At 65.6% G+C, this 14,566-nt stretch carries 14 protein-coding genes; 8 read left to right on the forward strand and 6 right to left on the reverse strand.

The features are described from left to right. Window positions 1-90: 90 nt before the first annotated feature. From ptsP to AC1RUR_RS25655, 4 genes are all read left to right on the forward strand, one after another. Window positions 91-2,358: a phosphoenolpyruvate--protein phosphotransferase gene (gene ptsP / locus AC1RUR_RS25640; protein ID WP_492849129.1), complete on the forward strand. Its 2,268-nt coding sequence runs from the start codon at window positions 91-93 to the stop codon at window positions 2,356-2,358. Window positions 2,359-2,416: 58 nt separating this feature from the next. Continuing rightward, window positions 2,417-3,502, forward strand: coding sequence for a peptide chain release factor 1 (gene prfA, locus AC1RUR_RS25645; RefSeq protein WP_492849131.1), 1,086 nt, complete (start codon window positions 2,417-2,419; stop codon window positions 3,500-3,502). Further along, complete coding sequence (prmC, locus tag AC1RUR_RS25650; protein ID WP_492849133.1) at window positions 3,499-4,392, forward strand: peptide chain release factor N(5)-glutamine methyltransferase; 894 nt, start codon at window positions 3,499-3,501, stop codon at window positions 4,390-4,392. Before prfA ends, prmC begins: the two co-directional genes overlap by 4 nt. 462 nt (window positions 4,393-4,854) lie before the next feature. Next, complete coding sequence (locus AC1RUR_RS25655; RefSeq protein WP_492849135.1) at window positions 4,855-5,640, forward strand: DUF4167 domain-containing protein; 786 nt, start codon at window positions 4,855-4,857, stop codon at window positions 5,638-5,640. 120 nt (window positions 5,641-5,760) lie between these two features. Here the strand turns inward: AC1RUR_RS25655 and AC1RUR_RS25660 are convergent, their stop codons facing one another. After that, window positions 5,761-6,504 carry a methyltransferase domain-containing protein gene (locus AC1RUR_RS25660; protein ID WP_492849137.1) on the reverse strand — a complete coding sequence of 248 codons (744 nt, stop codon included), beginning with the start codon at window positions 6,502-6,504 and terminating at the stop codon, window positions 5,761-5,763. 108 nt (window positions 6,505-6,612) lie between these two features. On the opposite strand from AC1RUR_RS25660, the gene gloB reads away from it, so the two are divergent. Both gloB and AC1RUR_RS25670 read left to right on the forward strand, forming a co-directional pair. Next, complete coding sequence (gene gloB, locus AC1RUR_RS25665; protein WP_492849139.1) at window positions 6,613-7,380, forward strand: hydroxyacylglutathione hydrolase; 768 nt, start codon at window positions 6,613-6,615, stop codon at window positions 7,378-7,380. A 23-nt stretch (window positions 7,381-7,403) separates the two neighbouring features. Beyond that, entirely contained in the window at window positions 7,404-7,826 is a 423-nt protein-coding gene (locus AC1RUR_RS25670; RefSeq protein WP_492849141.1) for a cupin domain-containing protein, read from the forward strand. A gap of 9 nt (window positions 7,827-7,835) precedes the next feature. Here the strand turns inward: AC1RUR_RS25670 and yddG are convergent, their stop codons facing one another. The 3 genes from yddG to AC1RUR_RS25685 form a co-directional block, all read right to left on the reverse strand. Continuing rightward, window positions 7,836-8,705 carry an aromatic amino acid exporter YddG gene (yddG, locus tag AC1RUR_RS25675; protein WP_492849143.1) on the reverse strand — a complete coding sequence of 290 codons (870 nt, stop codon included), beginning with the start codon at window positions 8,703-8,705 and terminating at the stop codon, window positions 7,836-7,838. 177 nt (window positions 8,706-8,882) lie between these two features. Beyond that, window positions 8,883-9,608: an acetoacetyl-CoA reductase gene (gene phbB, locus AC1RUR_RS25680; protein WP_492849145.1), complete on the reverse strand. Its 726-nt coding sequence runs from the start codon at window positions 9,606-9,608 to the stop codon at window positions 8,883-8,885. A gap of 234 nt (window positions 9,609-9,842) precedes the next feature. Further along, a complete protein-coding gene (locus AC1RUR_RS25685) occupies window positions 9,843-11,021 on the reverse strand; it encodes an acetyl-CoA C-acetyltransferase (RefSeq protein WP_492849147.1) in 1,179 nt (392 codons plus the stop codon). Between the two features lie 305 nt (window positions 11,022-11,326). Between AC1RUR_RS25685 and phaR the strand changes: the two genes are divergently transcribed. Continuing rightward, on the forward strand, window positions 11,327-11,923 hold the full coding sequence (phaR, locus tag AC1RUR_RS25690) for a polyhydroxyalkanoate synthesis repressor PhaR (RefSeq protein WP_492849149.1): 597 nt from the start codon (window positions 11,327-11,329) through the stop codon (window positions 11,921-11,923). Window positions 11,924-12,210: 287 nt separating this feature from the next. Here phaR and AC1RUR_RS25695 read toward each other — a convergent pair whose 3' ends face one another. Beyond that, a complete protein-coding gene (locus AC1RUR_RS25695; RefSeq protein ID WP_492849382.1) occupies window positions 12,211-13,098 on the reverse strand; it encodes a branched-chain amino acid aminotransferase in 888 nt (295 codons plus the stop codon). 136 nt (window positions 13,099-13,234) lie between these two features. Here AC1RUR_RS25695 and AC1RUR_RS25700 point away from each other — a divergent pair, with 136 nt between their 5' ends. Further along, entirely contained in the window at window positions 13,235-14,170 is a 936-nt protein-coding gene (locus tag AC1RUR_RS25700) for an alpha/beta hydrolase (RefSeq protein ID WP_492849151.1), read from the forward strand. 9 nt (window positions 14,171-14,179) lie between these two features. Here the strand turns inward: AC1RUR_RS25700 and AC1RUR_RS25705 are convergent, their stop codons facing one another. Next, a complete protein-coding gene (locus AC1RUR_RS25705; RefSeq protein WP_492849153.1) occupies window positions 14,180-14,428 on the reverse strand; it encodes a hypothetical protein in 249 nt (82 codons plus the stop codon). Window positions 14,429-14,566 lie beyond the last annotated feature (138 nt).

Here is a 14,566-nt window from a genome sequence, read left to right on the forward strand (position 1 = left end):
CGGACAAACAAATTGGTTGTTTTTCTGGGATTTTGGGCCAGCCGCCGGCCGATACCGCCGGGTCGGGCAGACGGAGGAGACTGAGGGGACATGCGGAGCGCGTCGGGAGGTCCCCGCGTCTTGTTGAGACGGCTCCGCGAAACCATGGCGGAGCAGGTCTCGGCCCAGGAGCGGCTGGACAAGATCGTGGTGCTGATCGCCGCCAACATGGTGGCCGAGGTGTGCTCGGTCTACGTGCTGCGCGTCGACAACACGCTCGAGCTCTACGCCACCGAAGGCCTCAACCGCGAGGCGGTGCACCACACCGTGCTCAGCGCCCATGAGGGCCTGGTCGGCCTCGTCGCCAGCGAGGCGACGCCGCTCAATCTGAACGACGCGCAGAGCCACCCGGCCTTCTCGTTCCGCCCGGAAACCGGCGAAGAAATCTACCACTCCTTCCTCGGCGTGCCGATCCTGCGCGCCGGCAACACGCTCGGCGTGCTGGTGGTGCAGAACCGCGCCAAGCGCACCTATGTCGAGGAGGAGCTCGAGGCGCTGCAGACCACCGCGATGGTGCTGGCGGAGCTGATCGCCTCCGGCGAATTGTCGGCGCTGGCCCAGCCGGGCCTGGAGCCGGCCGCGCGCCACTCCATGCAGAAAGTCGGCGCGATCCTGTCGGAGGGCATCGCGCTCGGCCACGTCGTGCTGCACGAGCCGCGCGTCGTCATCAAGGACTACATCGCCGAGGACCTGCCGAAGGAAATCAAGCGGCTGGACACCGCGCTCGCCAAGCTGCGCGCCGATCTCGACCGCATGCTGGAGCGCGGCGACGTCGCCGAGGGCGGCGAGCACCGCGAGGTGCTGGAAGCCTACCGCATGTTCGCCAACGACCAGGGCTGGTCGCACAAGCTGCACGAGGCGGTCGCCACCGGCCTCACCGCGGAAGCCGCCGTCGAGCGCGTGCAGTCCGACACCCGCGCGCGCATGCTGCGCTCGACCGATCCTTATCTGCGCGACCGGCTGCATGACCTCGAGGATCTCGGCTATCGCCTGATGCGGCAGCTGGTCGGCCAGGACCACGCGCCGTCGCGCGAACAATTGCCCGACAATGCCATCGTCATCGCCCGCGCGATGGGCCCGGCGGCGCTGCTCGACTACGACCGCAAGCGCCTGCGCGGCATCGTGCTCGAGGAAGGCACCGCCAACTCGCACGTCTCGATCGTGGCGCGCGCGCTCGGAATCCCCGCGGTCGGCGAGGTGCCGAACGCGCCCGGCATCGCCGATCCCGGCGATGCCATCATCGTCGACGGCACGTCGGGCTCGATCTATGTTCGCCCGTCGCAGGAGATCGAGGCGGCGTTCGCCGAGCGCGTGCGCTTCCGCGCCCGCCGCCAGGCGCAGTACCTGGCGCTGCGCGACCGCCCTTGCGTCACCAAGGACGGCCAGAAGGTCGAGCTGATGATCAACGCGGGCCTCGCCATCGACCTGCCGCATATCGAGGACACCGGCAGCGCCGGCATCGGCCTGTTCCGCACCGAACTGCAATTCATGGTCGGCCAGAGCCTGCCGCGTACCAGCGACCAGCTTGCGCTCTATCGCACCGTGCTGGATGCGGCCGGCACCAAGCCCGTCACTTTCCGCACCCTCGACATCGGCGGCGACAAGGCGCTGCCCTATATGGAAGCGGTGATCGAGGAGAATCCCGCACTCGGCTGGCGCGCGATCCGGCTCGGGCTCGATCGCCCCGGCCTGTTGCGCGGCCAGATCCGCGCGCTGCTCCGCGCCGGCGGCGGCCGCGCGCTGCGCATCATGTTCCCGATGATCTCGGAGGTCGCCGAATTCGATTCGGCGAAGGCGCTGGTCGAGCGCGAACTCACTTATTTGCGCCAGCACGGCCACACGCTGCCCGAGCGCATCGACATCGGCACCATGGTCGAGGTGCCGGCGCTGCTGTATCAGCTCGACGAGCTCCTGCGCAAAGTCGATTTCATCTCGGTCGGCTCCAACGATCTGTTCCAGTTCCTGTTCGCGGTCGACCGCGGCAATGCCAAGGTCTCCGAGCGCTTCGACACCATGTCGGCGCCGATCCTGCGCGCGCTGCGCGACATTGCCCGCAAGTCCCATGCGGCGAAGAAGTCGCTCTCGCTCTGCGGCGAGATGGCCTCCAAGCCGATCGGCGCGCTGGCGCTGATCGCGATGGGCTATCGCTCGCTGTCGCTTTCGGCGACCGCGCTCGGCCCGGTCAAGGCGATGGTGATCGATCTCGATGCCAAGAAAGCCGAGGCGATGCTCGGCCCGTTGCTGGATGCGCCAAGCGGCAGCGTCTCGATCCGGCAGAAGCTGACGGAATTTGCCGAGGCCGAAGGCCTGGCCTTGTAGCGGGCCTGCTGCCCGCGTTCCGCCGCCTCGCCGCCTTCCGCACTTTGAGACTTACCCGATGTCGTCACTCCCCGAAGCCAAACTGGACGTCCTGCTCGCGCATCACGCCTCGCTCGAGGCCGAATCGCTGGGACAGCTCGCCTCCGAGCGCTACGTGCAGATCACGCGCGAGCTCGCCGAGATCACGCCGCTGATCGAGGCGGTGAAGACTTATCGTGCCGCGGTCAAGGAGCTGGCCGACACCGAGGCGCTGATCGCCGATCCCGCGACGGATGCCGAGATGCGCAGCATGGCGGAAGCCGAGCGCAACGAGCTCAATCCCAGAATCGAGGAACTGGTCCAGAAGATCCGCGTCGCGCTGCTGCCCAAGGACGCCATGGACGACCGCAACGTGGTGCTGGAAATCCGCGCCGGCACCGGTGGCGACGAGGCCTCGCTGTTCGCCGGCGACCTGTTCCGGATGTACGAGCGCTTCGCCAGCCTCCAGGGCTGGAAGGTCGAGGTGATCTCGGCGAGCGAAGGCACCGTCGGCGGCTACAAGGAAATCATCGCGGAGGTGCAGGGCCGCGGCGCATTCTCGAAGCTGAAATTCGAATCCGGCGTGCACCGCGTGCAGCGCGTACCCGACACCGAGACGCAAGGGCGCATCCACACCTCGGCCGCGACGGTGGCCGTGCTGCCCGAAGTCGAGGATGTCGACGTCGACATCAAGAACGACGATCTGCGCATCGAGACCATGCGCGCGCAGGGCGCGGGCGGCCAGCACGTCAACAAGACCGAATCGGCGATCCGCATCACCCACATCCCGACCGGCATCGTGGTGATGATGCAGGACAGCCGCTCGCAGCACAAGAACCGCGCCTCGGCCATGAACATCCTGCGCTCGCGCATCTATGACGCCGAGCGGCAACGCGTCGACGCGGCGCGTTCGGCCGAGCGCAAGGAGAAGGTCGGCTCCGGCGACCGCTCTGAGCGCATCCGCACCTATAATTTTCCGCAAGGGCGCGTCACCGACCACCGCATCAATCTGACGCTCTACAAGCTGCCCCAGGTGATCGCGGGCGAAGCGCTCGGCGAATTGATCGACGCGCTGACGACCGAGCATCAGGCCGCACAGCTCGCAGCGCAAGGCGCGGCGGCGTGACGCGCCGCGTGAGTGCTCCCTTCACCGGACAATCGATCGAGAGCGCACGCCGCGCACTGGCGGCGCAGCTGCGATCGGCGCAGCTCGACGAGGCCGAGCTCGACGCCCGCATCCTGCTGGGTGCAGCGCTCGGCCTCGACCTCACCGGCCTGATTGCGCAGGCCGCCCGGCTCCTCACGGAAACCGAGGCGGCGCGGCTCGCGCAGCATGCGCAACGCCGTATCGCCGGCGAACCGGTGGCGCGCATTCTCGGTGTCCGGGAATTCTGGGGCCTGCCGTTTCGTCTGTCGGAAGCAACCCTGGTGCCGCGGCCCGATACCGAGACCGTGGTCGAGCTCGCGCTCGAAATTTTCCGCGAGCAACAGGCCTTGCAGCCGCCACGCATCGCCGACATCGGCACCGGATCCGGCGCGATCCTGCTGGCGCTGTTGCACGATATTCCCGGCGCCTTCGGCGTCGGCTCCGATCTCAGCCTGAACGCGCTCGAGACCGCCAGGGGCAATGCCGTGACCCTTGGCCTTGCCGACCGCTCCGCCTTCGTCGCCTGCTCCTATTTGGCGGCGCTCAGTGGCCCGTTCGATCTCATCGTGTCGAATCCGCCCTATATCCCCTCCGCCGAAATCCCGAAATTGAGTATCGAGGTGCGCGGACACGATCCGCATCTGGCGCTCGACGGCGGCAATGACGGATATGACGCCTACCGCGCCCTGATCCCGCAGGCGGCCGAGCGTCTCGCTCCGGGCGGAGCGCTGATCGTCGAGGCCGGACAGGGCCAGGCCCGGACTATCGAAACCCTGATGACGGCGGCGGCGTTGGTCGTGGACCGGCCGCCCAGGCCCGATTTGGCAGGTATTCCACGGGCCATTTCGGCCCGAAAAATGCCCCCATAAAAGCCGGATTGGCCTGCAAAAACCTCTTGGAATATCCCTTGGGAACGACTACCTTCTCCTCAACACATCGGTGTCGGCCCCGTAGACCTACGGGCGAAAGCCGGGCTCTCAAGCGAGAGCTTCACTGATTTAAGGTTCCAAGCCGCAGGTCCTGTTAAGCGCGATGGCCCTTTGAGGTGCGCTGCTTTCCGACCGCAAAGTGAACGAAAGCCTGATATTGCGCGCGAAGACTAACGCAAGAAACCAGGGCTTGTTTTGGCAGGCAAAATGAATGGGTTCGCTGGCGATGAATGCTGGCGGGTGGGGAACGCGTCTTTGTTGAGCGCGACGGTCGACAAACATCGGCAGGGTTCGATCCGCTCTCACGCGCGGTGCGCTTGAGCGATGTGGACCGCTGTCATCAGGTCACTCTCAGCAATCAGTAATGCGTGCAACCTTTAGGGCTGGAATTAAAGGCAGGACATGAGAAACGGTCAGAACAAGCAGCGGATGCGCAACCGCAACAATAATAACAACAACAACAACAACCGGCGCGGCCAGAACCCGATGACCCGGGTCTACGAGTCCAACGGACCCGACATCAAGATCCGCGGCACGGCTTCGCATATCGCTGAAAAGTATCTCCAGCTCGCGCGCGACGCGCGCTCCTCCGGCGACCCCGTTGCGGCCGAGAACTACTACCAGCACGCCGAGCATTATTTCCGCCTGATCGCGGCCGCCCAGGAACAGTTCCGCCAGAACCAGCAGCCGCGCGGCGACGAGCCGATCAGCAACAGCAGCGGCGACGACAGCGAAGACGACGGCGAGAATTTCTCCAATTTCGGCCAAGAGCCGGGCTTCGTCCCGCAGCCGCAGCAACAGCCTTACATGCGCGACGGCCAGCGCGAACATCATCAGCGTGATCACCAGCAGCGTGACAACCAGCCGCCGTACCAGCGCGACAACCAGCAACCGCGCGAGCACCGCGAACGCGACCATCGTCCGCAGCCGCAATATCAGCCCCAGCCCCAGCCGCAGCCACAACCGCCGAACCAGCCGCAGCCCGTCATCGCCGATGCCGGCAGCGTCGACCGCCTGCCCTCCTTCATCACCGGCGCGCAGCCGCAGGTGAATGGCACCCCGGGCGGCTTCGAGGGCGGCGGTGGCGGCGAGCGCTTTCCGCGCCGCCGGCGCCGTCCGCATGGCCCGCGCCCCGAGCGCGAAGCCGCTCCGGCTGCCTCCAGCGACGATCTGGCGCCCGGCGAGTAAGCTCCTTCAAATAGTCTGATCTGCATCGTCCCGGCCTCGCGCCGGGACGATTTGTTCTTGAAGATGCGCGTTGGCTGAAGCGGTGTGATCCGTAGCCGACCGAACCGATTTCATCATGCTTTAGCTGCGCGTCACCGTCGTCGAGGACGGCACCAGCACCGGCTTCAACGAGGGAATCAGCCGCGCCCGCTCGCGCTTGGCCGGGATCGCGCGATAGACCTGCTTGGTGGCCTCGACGATGTGCACGCCGGCGAAGGGCAGCGACAGCGCCGCGCCGGCACGCTCCCACATCTGAGCCGATTTCAGCACCCAGCCACCGGCATAGGGCGGCATGAACAGCGCCTCGCCCCAGGCCGTCGGCGTGAACCAGGTCTGGCGCAGCAGATCGGTGATCTGCGAGCGCGAATAGGGCCGGCCGTGACCGAACGGCGTGTTGTCGCTGCGCGTCCACACGCCGCGGCGGTTCGGGATCACCGCGATCACGCGGCCCGACGGCGACAGCACGCGCCACACCTCGCGCAGCAGCGCAGCCGGATCGTCCGACATCTCCAGCGCGTGGACCAGCAGGATGCGGTCCACCGCGGAATCAGGAAGCGGCAGCGAGAATTCATCCACCAGCGAGGCCAGCGCCGGCCGTCCCGTCGGCCATTTCAGAACACCCTGGGCCGCCGGCATGAAGGCGAGACAGCGTTCGGCGTCCTCGCGGAACAGACCGAGATAGGGCGTGGGATAGCCGATGCCGAGCACCCGCTGGCCCTCGGCACGCGGCCAACGCTCCCTGATGCCGCGATTGATCATTTGCCGCGCCACAATCCCGAGGCGACGGGAATAGAATTCGCGGAGGTCGACGACGTCGATGGTCATGACGGCAATGTAACATGCGCAAGGCCGCGGCTGCGCGCTGAATATTGCATTGCCTGCGCAACGTTAACGCCATATTTGTCTGCCGGGGCTGAGCGTGAAGGAGATGTCATGGCTGCCGAAATTCGTACTTTCAGCTGTTTAAACGACAATTTCGGTTACCTGATCCACGATGTGGAAACCAAGGCAACGGCGTCGATCGACGCGCCGGAGGCCGGCCCCATCCTGAAGGCGCTGGAGCAGGAAGGCTGGCAGCTCACCGACATCCTGATCACCCACCATCACGGCGATCATGTCGGCGGGGTCGCCGAACTCAAGCAGAAATACAATTGCCGCGTCGTCGCGCCGCACGACAAGACGACGAAGATTGCCAATGTCGACCTGCGCGTCGCCAATGCCGACGTGGTCAAGATCGGCAATTTGCTGGCGCGTGTCGTGGAGACGCCCGGCCACACGCTCGACCACATCTCCTACGTGTTCGACACCGAGAAGACCGTGTTCGCCGCCGACACGCTGTTTTCGATCGGCTGCGGCCGCGTGTTCGAAGGCACTTACCCGATGATGTGGGATTCGCTGTTGAAGCTGCGGGCGCTGCCCGACGACTTCAAGCTCTATTGCGGCCACGAATACACGGCGTCCAACGTCAAGTTCGCGCTCACCGTCGATCCCGACAACGCAGCGCTTCAGGCGCGCGCGGCGGAGGTCGCCAGGCTGCGGGCCGAGAACAAGCCGACCATTCCCTCACTGCTTGGTGATGAGAAGCGAGCAAACGTGTTCCTGCGCGCCGATGAACCCTCGGTCGCAGCCAGGCTACACATGAAGGGTGCGGATGCCGCCGCGGTGTTCGGCGAGCTGCGCGAGCGCAAAAACAAGTCTTGAAGAACAAGTCCTGACGGGGATCGATGCCGACCGCAGCCGAGATCATCGCGCGCCTTGAACTCCGACCGCATCCCGAAGGCGGGCATTATCGCGAGACGTTTCGCGACCAGACCACGGACGCCAACGGTCGTTCGCGATCAACCCTCATCTACTTCCTGCTTGCGCGCGGCGAGCGTTCGCACTGGCACCGGATCGATGCGGTCGAGAGCTGGCATTATTATGCCGGAAGTCCGCTGACGCTGCGCATTGCCCATGAAGGCTGTTCCCAGCACGAGGTGCGCCTTGGCACCGACCTCGTGAGTGGCGAGCGGCCGCAGGGAATCGTGCCGGCGAATGCCTGGCAAATGGCGGAGACCACGGGCGAGTGGACGTTGGTCGGCTGCACCGTGGCACCCGCATTCGAGTTCGCAAAATTCGAGCTCGCGCCGAAGGGCTGGGAGCCCTAGGGCAAACAGTCACCGCTTCCGCAACACCATGTCCTTCGCCGCGATCAGGCCGCCGCCGGCGATCAGGACCGCGGCGATGGCGATGTTGGCACTGGCCTTGGCGAAACCCGCGGCGATGAGAAAGCCGGTCGAGAGCAGCGGCGTCGCGTAGGAGGCAGCGCCGAGCACGCGGATGTCGCCGCGCTTCATGCCGATGTCCCAGGCGTAGAAGGCCGCGCCCACAGGCCCAATGCCGAGCGCGACGACCGAAAGCCACTGCACCGTGGTCTCGGGCCACACGGTGGTTTCGAGCACGCCGTGCATCAGCGCGGCGAGCACGGATGTGGCGAGGCAAAAGCCAGCGACCGCATCGGTCGGCACCGCCTTCAACCGGCGCGACAGCACCGAATAGGTTGCCCACACGAAGGCGGCGATGAACGCCGCGATCAGCCCCGGCACCGCGCCCGGCGCGAAACCGGAAGTATTGCCGGCAAACAGCAGCACGGTGCCGACGAGGCCGAGCACGGCGCCGACGATATGATGCACGGCCAGCCGTTCGCCCGGCAGGAACGACGAGAACAGCACGATCAGCAGCGGCCAGAGATAATTGAGCAGACCGGCTTCGGCCGGCGGGGCGAAGCGCAGCGCCAGAAAATACAGCGCGTGATAGCCGAACAGGCCGCCGACGCCGACCGCCCAGACGACCAACGGCTGGCGCAGGCTTTTCGCCGCCTCGCCGCGGCCGATCCAGGTGAGGAGGCCGACGAAACCGCCGATCGCGAAGGTCATTGCGGCGAGCTGGAACGCCGGGATCTTTCCGGTCGCGACCGTCATCACAGAGAGCAGTGACCACATCAGGATCGCGGTCAATCCGATCAGCGTCGCGGTGCGGGGAGTCATCGGCCAGATACTTTCGTCGTGGCCGGGCATAGCCGTCCGAAGAACGGCGTCGCTTCCGCTCGCCTGTACCCGGCCATCCACATGACGTGGAGGCCGATGGTTTTAAAGCCGTGGATGCCCGGGACAAGCCCCAGGCATGACGAAGTCACCTATACGATCGAACGTGATGCCTAAGCATCACACCATGTACTGGCCGCCATTGACCGTCAGCGTCGAGCCGGTGATGGCGCCGGCCTCGTCGGCGGCGAGGAATACGACCGCGCGCGCGATTTCTTCGGGCTCGCCGAGGCGGCCGATCGGGATCAGCGGCAGAATGGCCTTCTCCAGCACGTCCTTCGGCACCGCCTGCACCATCTCGGTGTTGATATAGCCGGGGCAGATCGCGTTCACGGTGACGCCGGCCTTGGCATTCTCCAGCGCGAGCGCCTTGGTGAACCCGATCTCGCCGGCCTTGGCCGCGGAATAGTTCACCTGGCCGAACTGCCCCTTCTGGCCGTTGATCGAGGAGATGTTGATGATGCGGCCGAACTTGCGACCGCGCATGCCTTCGATCACCTGGCGCGACATGTTGAACAGCGAGCCGAGATTGGTGCCGATCACGGCGTTCCATTGCTCGAGGCTCATCTTGTGGAAGGCGCCGTCCTTGGTGATGCCGGCATTGTTGACGAGCACGTCGATCGGGCCGACCTCGGCCTCGACCTTCTTCACGCCCTCGGCGCAGGCGTCGAAATTGCTGACGTCCCATTTGTAGACGGCGATGCCGGTCTCGGCCTTGAACTTCTCCGCCGCCGCATCGTTACCGGCATAGCTCGCCGCGACCTTGTAGCCGGCCGCCTTCAGCGCCTTGCCGATCGCAGCTCCGATGCCCCGCGTACCACCCGTCACCAATGCAACACGTGCCATATCGTATTCCTTCCCTTGGACTCTTCGGACGTTTCTGAGTGATCGTTTTTAACGATGGATTATGCGGTTGGTTTGACGGACATCAAGAACAAAACGCCCGGCGTGAGCCGGGCGTTTGTATTTAGTCGAGGCTGGCACGGTTGCGAAGAATATTTGATTTGCAACCGCTGCCTTTTTAGTCGCGTGCAACGCACTCACCGACGCGTGCAGCGCACCCGTCAGTTACGCGTAAGCTCAGTCGCGCGCCAGACACATCGCGATACCCATGCCGCCGCCGATGCACAGCGTGGCAAGGCCCTTCTTGGAATCCCGCTTCTGCATTTCGTGCAGCAGCGTCACCAGCACGCGCGCGCCCGAGGCGCCGACGGGGTGGCCGATCGCGATCGCGCCGCCGTTGACGTTGACCTTGGACGTGTCCCAACCGAGGTCCTTGTTGACGGCGCAGGCTTGCGCCGCGAAGGCCTCGTTGGCCTCGATCAGGTCGAGATCGCCGACGTTCCAGCCGGCCTTCTTCAGCGCGGCGCGCGAGGCCGGGATCGGACCCGAGCCCATGATCTTCGGATCGACGCCGGCCTGCGCCCAGGACACGATGCGCGCGAGCGGCTTCTTGCCTTCCTTGGCGGCTTGCTTCGCGGTCATCAGCACCACGGCGGCAGCGCCGTCATTGATGCCCGAGGCCGAACCCGCGGTGACCGTGCCGTCCTTCTCGAAGGCGGGACGGAGCTTGGCCATCGCGTCGAGCGTTGCGCCATGGCGCGGATATTCGTCGGCGCTGACGACCGTGTCGCCCTTGCGGCCCTTGATGGTGACCGGGACGATCTCGTCGTTGAACTTGCCGGCCTTCTGCGCGGCCTCGGCCTTCTGCTGCGAGGCGACCGCGAACTCGTCCTGCTGGGCGCGGGTGATCTGCCACTGGCGCGCGACGTTCTCGGCGGTGTTGCCCATGTGGTAGCCGTTGAAGGCATCCCACAGGCCGTCCTTGATCATGGTGTCGACGAATTCGAGCGCGCCCATCTTGACGCCGCCACGCAGATATTGGGCGTGCGGGGCCATGCTCATGGATTCCTGGCCACCGGCCACCACGATCTCGGAATCGCCGTTGAGCAGCGCCTGGTAGCCGAGCGCGACCGTGCGCAGGCCCGAGCCGCAAAGCTGGTTGACGCCCCAGGCCGGGCTCTCCACCGGAATGCCGGCAGCGATCGAGGCCTGGCGGGCCGGGTTCTGGCCCTGAGCAGCGGTCAGGATCTGGCCCATAATGACTTCGGAGACCCGACCGGGCTCGATGCCACCGCGCTCCAGCGCGGCCTTGATGGCGATCGCGCCGAGATCGTGGGCGGGAAGGGTCGCGAACGCTCCGTTGAAGCTTCCGACCGGGGTGCGGGCGGCGCTGACGATGACGACATCGTCTGACATGGGCATCTCCTGGGGTTGAATGGGGGCAGACGGGGCTGGGGAAACGGCTCGCCAGTCTCGGACGGCATCCTGTTAACGTCGTTGAGGCATGTCAATCGGCGGGTGACCGAATTCCTGCCGCAGCGCATTCAAAATAGCGTTCTTGGCGCTTTCGCAAGCACGTTTTTGCTGCCCGATTAACCGTGGCGCACAAAACGGTAGCGTGACCCCTTTGAAAATGCTTATTTTGTTGCGTTGCGTACTCTTCCCGCCCTGCGGCATAGCCCGCCGGGTTCCCGTTCTCAGCGTCTTGCAAGTGAGAGCCCATGGCGAAATCAGACCAACCCACCACCATCAAGAAATACGCGAACCGCCGGCTCTATAACACCGGAACGAGCACTTACGTGACGCTGGAAGACCTCGCCGCCATGGTCAAGGACGGCGAAGATTTCCTGGTCTACGACGCCAAGACCGGCGACGACATCACCCGCTCCGTGCTGGCCCAGATCATCTTCGAGCAGGAGAACAAGGCCGGCCAGAACCTGCTCCCGACCACCTTCCTGCGCCAGCTGATCCGCTTCTACGGCGACAGCATGCAGATGGTGGTGCCGAAATATCTGGAGCAGTCGATCGCGACGCTGACCCAGGAACAGGAGAAGTTCCGCAAGCAGATCGCCAACTCGCTCTCCGGAACCCCGTTTGCGCCGCTGGAAGAACAGGTCCGCCGCAACATGGAGCTGTTCCAGCAGACCTTCTCGATGTTCAAGCCGTTCGTCCCCACCGCGGGCCGCCCGGCGACAACGCCAGAGCCGGAGCCCGATGCCGGCGCCGAGCCGGCCAAGGACACCAACATCGACGATCTGCGCCAGCAGATGAAGGACATGCAGGAACGCCTCGAGCGGATGTCGAAGAAGGAAGAGTAGGTCCTTCGTTCGCGCTGCTGCGCCCGCATGCGGCGGGCGCGTCCTCGGGTGCTTTGCGCAGCCCCGATTTTTTTCTCGCGAACTCTAGCCCCGTCATCCCCGCGCAACGGCGAAGCCGTTGTCGCTGGAGGTGCGAGGCGCGCGGTGCATCGCATTGCGCGCCGAGCCTCGAAGGATGAGCGGCCGCGATGCAGCCGGGCTGTCGCCCTTCGAGGCCTCCGCTTCGCTCCGGCGCCTCAGGGGTGACGACCTCAGATTCATGCTCGCAGCACGAAGCGGCCGGCCCCTTACGCCGCCAGCTTCACCGCATGCGCAAAGTCCCAATAGAGCTTGCGCGCTTTGGTGTAGAACGGGCCCGGCTTCAGCTCGCGCTCGTCGATGCGAATCACCGGCGCGACCTTGGCGAAATTGCCGGTTGAAAAAATCTCGTCGGCGGCAAGGAAGTCCGCATAGCGCAGCGTCTTCTCGACCACGGTGACGCCGTCGCCGCGAAGCAGGTTGATGACGCGCTGGCGCGTGATGCCGTTGAGGAAGGTGCCGTTCGGCACCGGCGTGAACACCACGCCGTCCTTGGCCATGAACACGTTGGAATTGCCGAACTCGGCGACGTTGCCGAGCATGTCGAGCATCAGCGCGTTCTGGAAGCCGCGGGAGACCGCCTCCGCCAGCGCACGCGAATTGTTGGGATAAAGGCAGGCCGCTTTCGCCTCGACCGGCGCGCATTCGGCGGTGGGCCTGCGGAACGGCGACAGCGTAATCGCGTTGCCGACCGGTTTGGGCATCGGCGCCTCGTAGATGCACAGGCACCAATTGGTGGTCTCGGGGTCGAACAGCACGCCGCCGCCCGACCCGTTCTGCGCCCAGTACATCGGGCGGATATAGAGCTCGGCCTTCGCCGCGAAGCGCGCGATGCCTTCGTTCGCGAGCGTGAGCCAGGTGCCGGAATCGACCACCGGCTTCAGGCCAAAGTTGATCGCGGACTGATTGGCGCGGGCGACGTGACGGTCGAGATCGGGCGCGACGCCCTCGAACGCGCGCGCGCCGTCGAACACGACCGAGCCGAGCCAGGCTGCATGCGTCCGCGGCCCCATGATCGGCACATTGCCGTCATGCCATTTGCCCTCGAAGAAGGTCCAGCTCGGCGAATATTCGATGGGTTTCTTGATCTCGGCGATGACCGGCCTCCCCTGGAAAGATCCGGACACTATTATCCCAATTTCTAAATGATTTCCTGCGGGGAATGACCACCCTCCAGGGGAGGGTAAGACAGAGCAAACCGGATATAATCCCGGCGACGTTACGGAGGCCTCCATGCCGCTCGATCCGCTCGCAAAGCGTTTGTTGACCATGATGGCTGCGGCTGGGCCGCAGGCACGGAGTCGGCCGAGCGTCGAGGCGCGGCGGCAGTCGCTGGCGAAGCTGATGCAGTTTGCGCGGACTGACGCGCCTGATGTGACCGCGTCCGACGGCACGCTGCCCGGCCCCGGCGGCGAGCTTCCCTATCGGCTGTATTCGCCCGCAAGCGCCGGCGCGCGCGCGCCGGGCTTCGTGTTCTTTCATGGCGGCGGGCTGGTCGCCGGCAGCATCGCCACGCACGACCGCATCGCGGCGGCGCTTGCGCATGCTACCGGCTGCCGCCTGGTCTCGGTCGACTACCGCCTCGCGCCGGAGCACAAATTCCCCGCCGCCATGGACGATGCGATCGCCGCCACCGAATGGGTCGCGCGCGAAGCCTCGTCCCTCGGCATCGACGCCGAACGTCTCGTCGTCGGCGGCGATTCCGCCGGCGCAACGCTCGCCGCGATCGTGTGCCAGGAGGCGCTGCAGACCACCGGCCTCTCCATCGTCGCGCAATGCCTGATCTGCCCGGTGCTGGATTTCGAGGAGACATCGCCTTCGCGCGAGGCGTTCGCCGAGGGCCATCTGATCGATCGCATCACGATCGAAGCCGATCTCGCCGACTATCTGCCCGGCGACATCGATGCGGCCGATCCCCGCATCTCCCCTCTGCGCGCGACACGCCTTGCGGGCCTGCCGACCGCGATCATCCATACCGCCGAGTTCGACCCGATGCGCGACGAAGGCAATGCCTATGCGCGCAAGCTGCTGACCGCAGGCGTCGCCGTCGAGCACGTCTGCCATGACGGCATGGTCCACAATTTCCACGCCATGGGCGCAATCCTGCCACAAGCGCAGCTCGTGCTGTCGCAGATCGGCGAGCAGGTGCGGCGGGCGGTGGAGGCGTAAAGTCGCGAATCACGCGCGCGCATCGAGCACGGCCCTGGCTGCTACAACATATTCGGGCCAATGCGCGTCCGCATAGCGCTCGGCCTCCCGCACGCAGGTGATATCGGGCGCATGCGCGGCCGCAATCGTGCGTGCGAAGCGCTCTTCGGCGACCGTTACGTCACCGGGTTCGGCCGATGGCACGGCGGCGGCCACGGTGGTCGGAGCAACAGCAAGGCCCGCGATTCCGGCGAGCAGGATGCGGCGTGACGTGTTCATGGCTGTCGGTCTCCATTATCCCCGCCGGCGCTCTGGCCGGTGAGTATGTCAGTGCAATCGCCGCAGGGTAACCGCGCACCTCCGCGCCGTCCATCGATTGCGGCTGACGCTCAAGGAGCAACAACGTCACATCACCGC

It is taken from the genome of Bradyrhizobium sp. GW821-FHT12B03 (assembly GCF_058807535.1).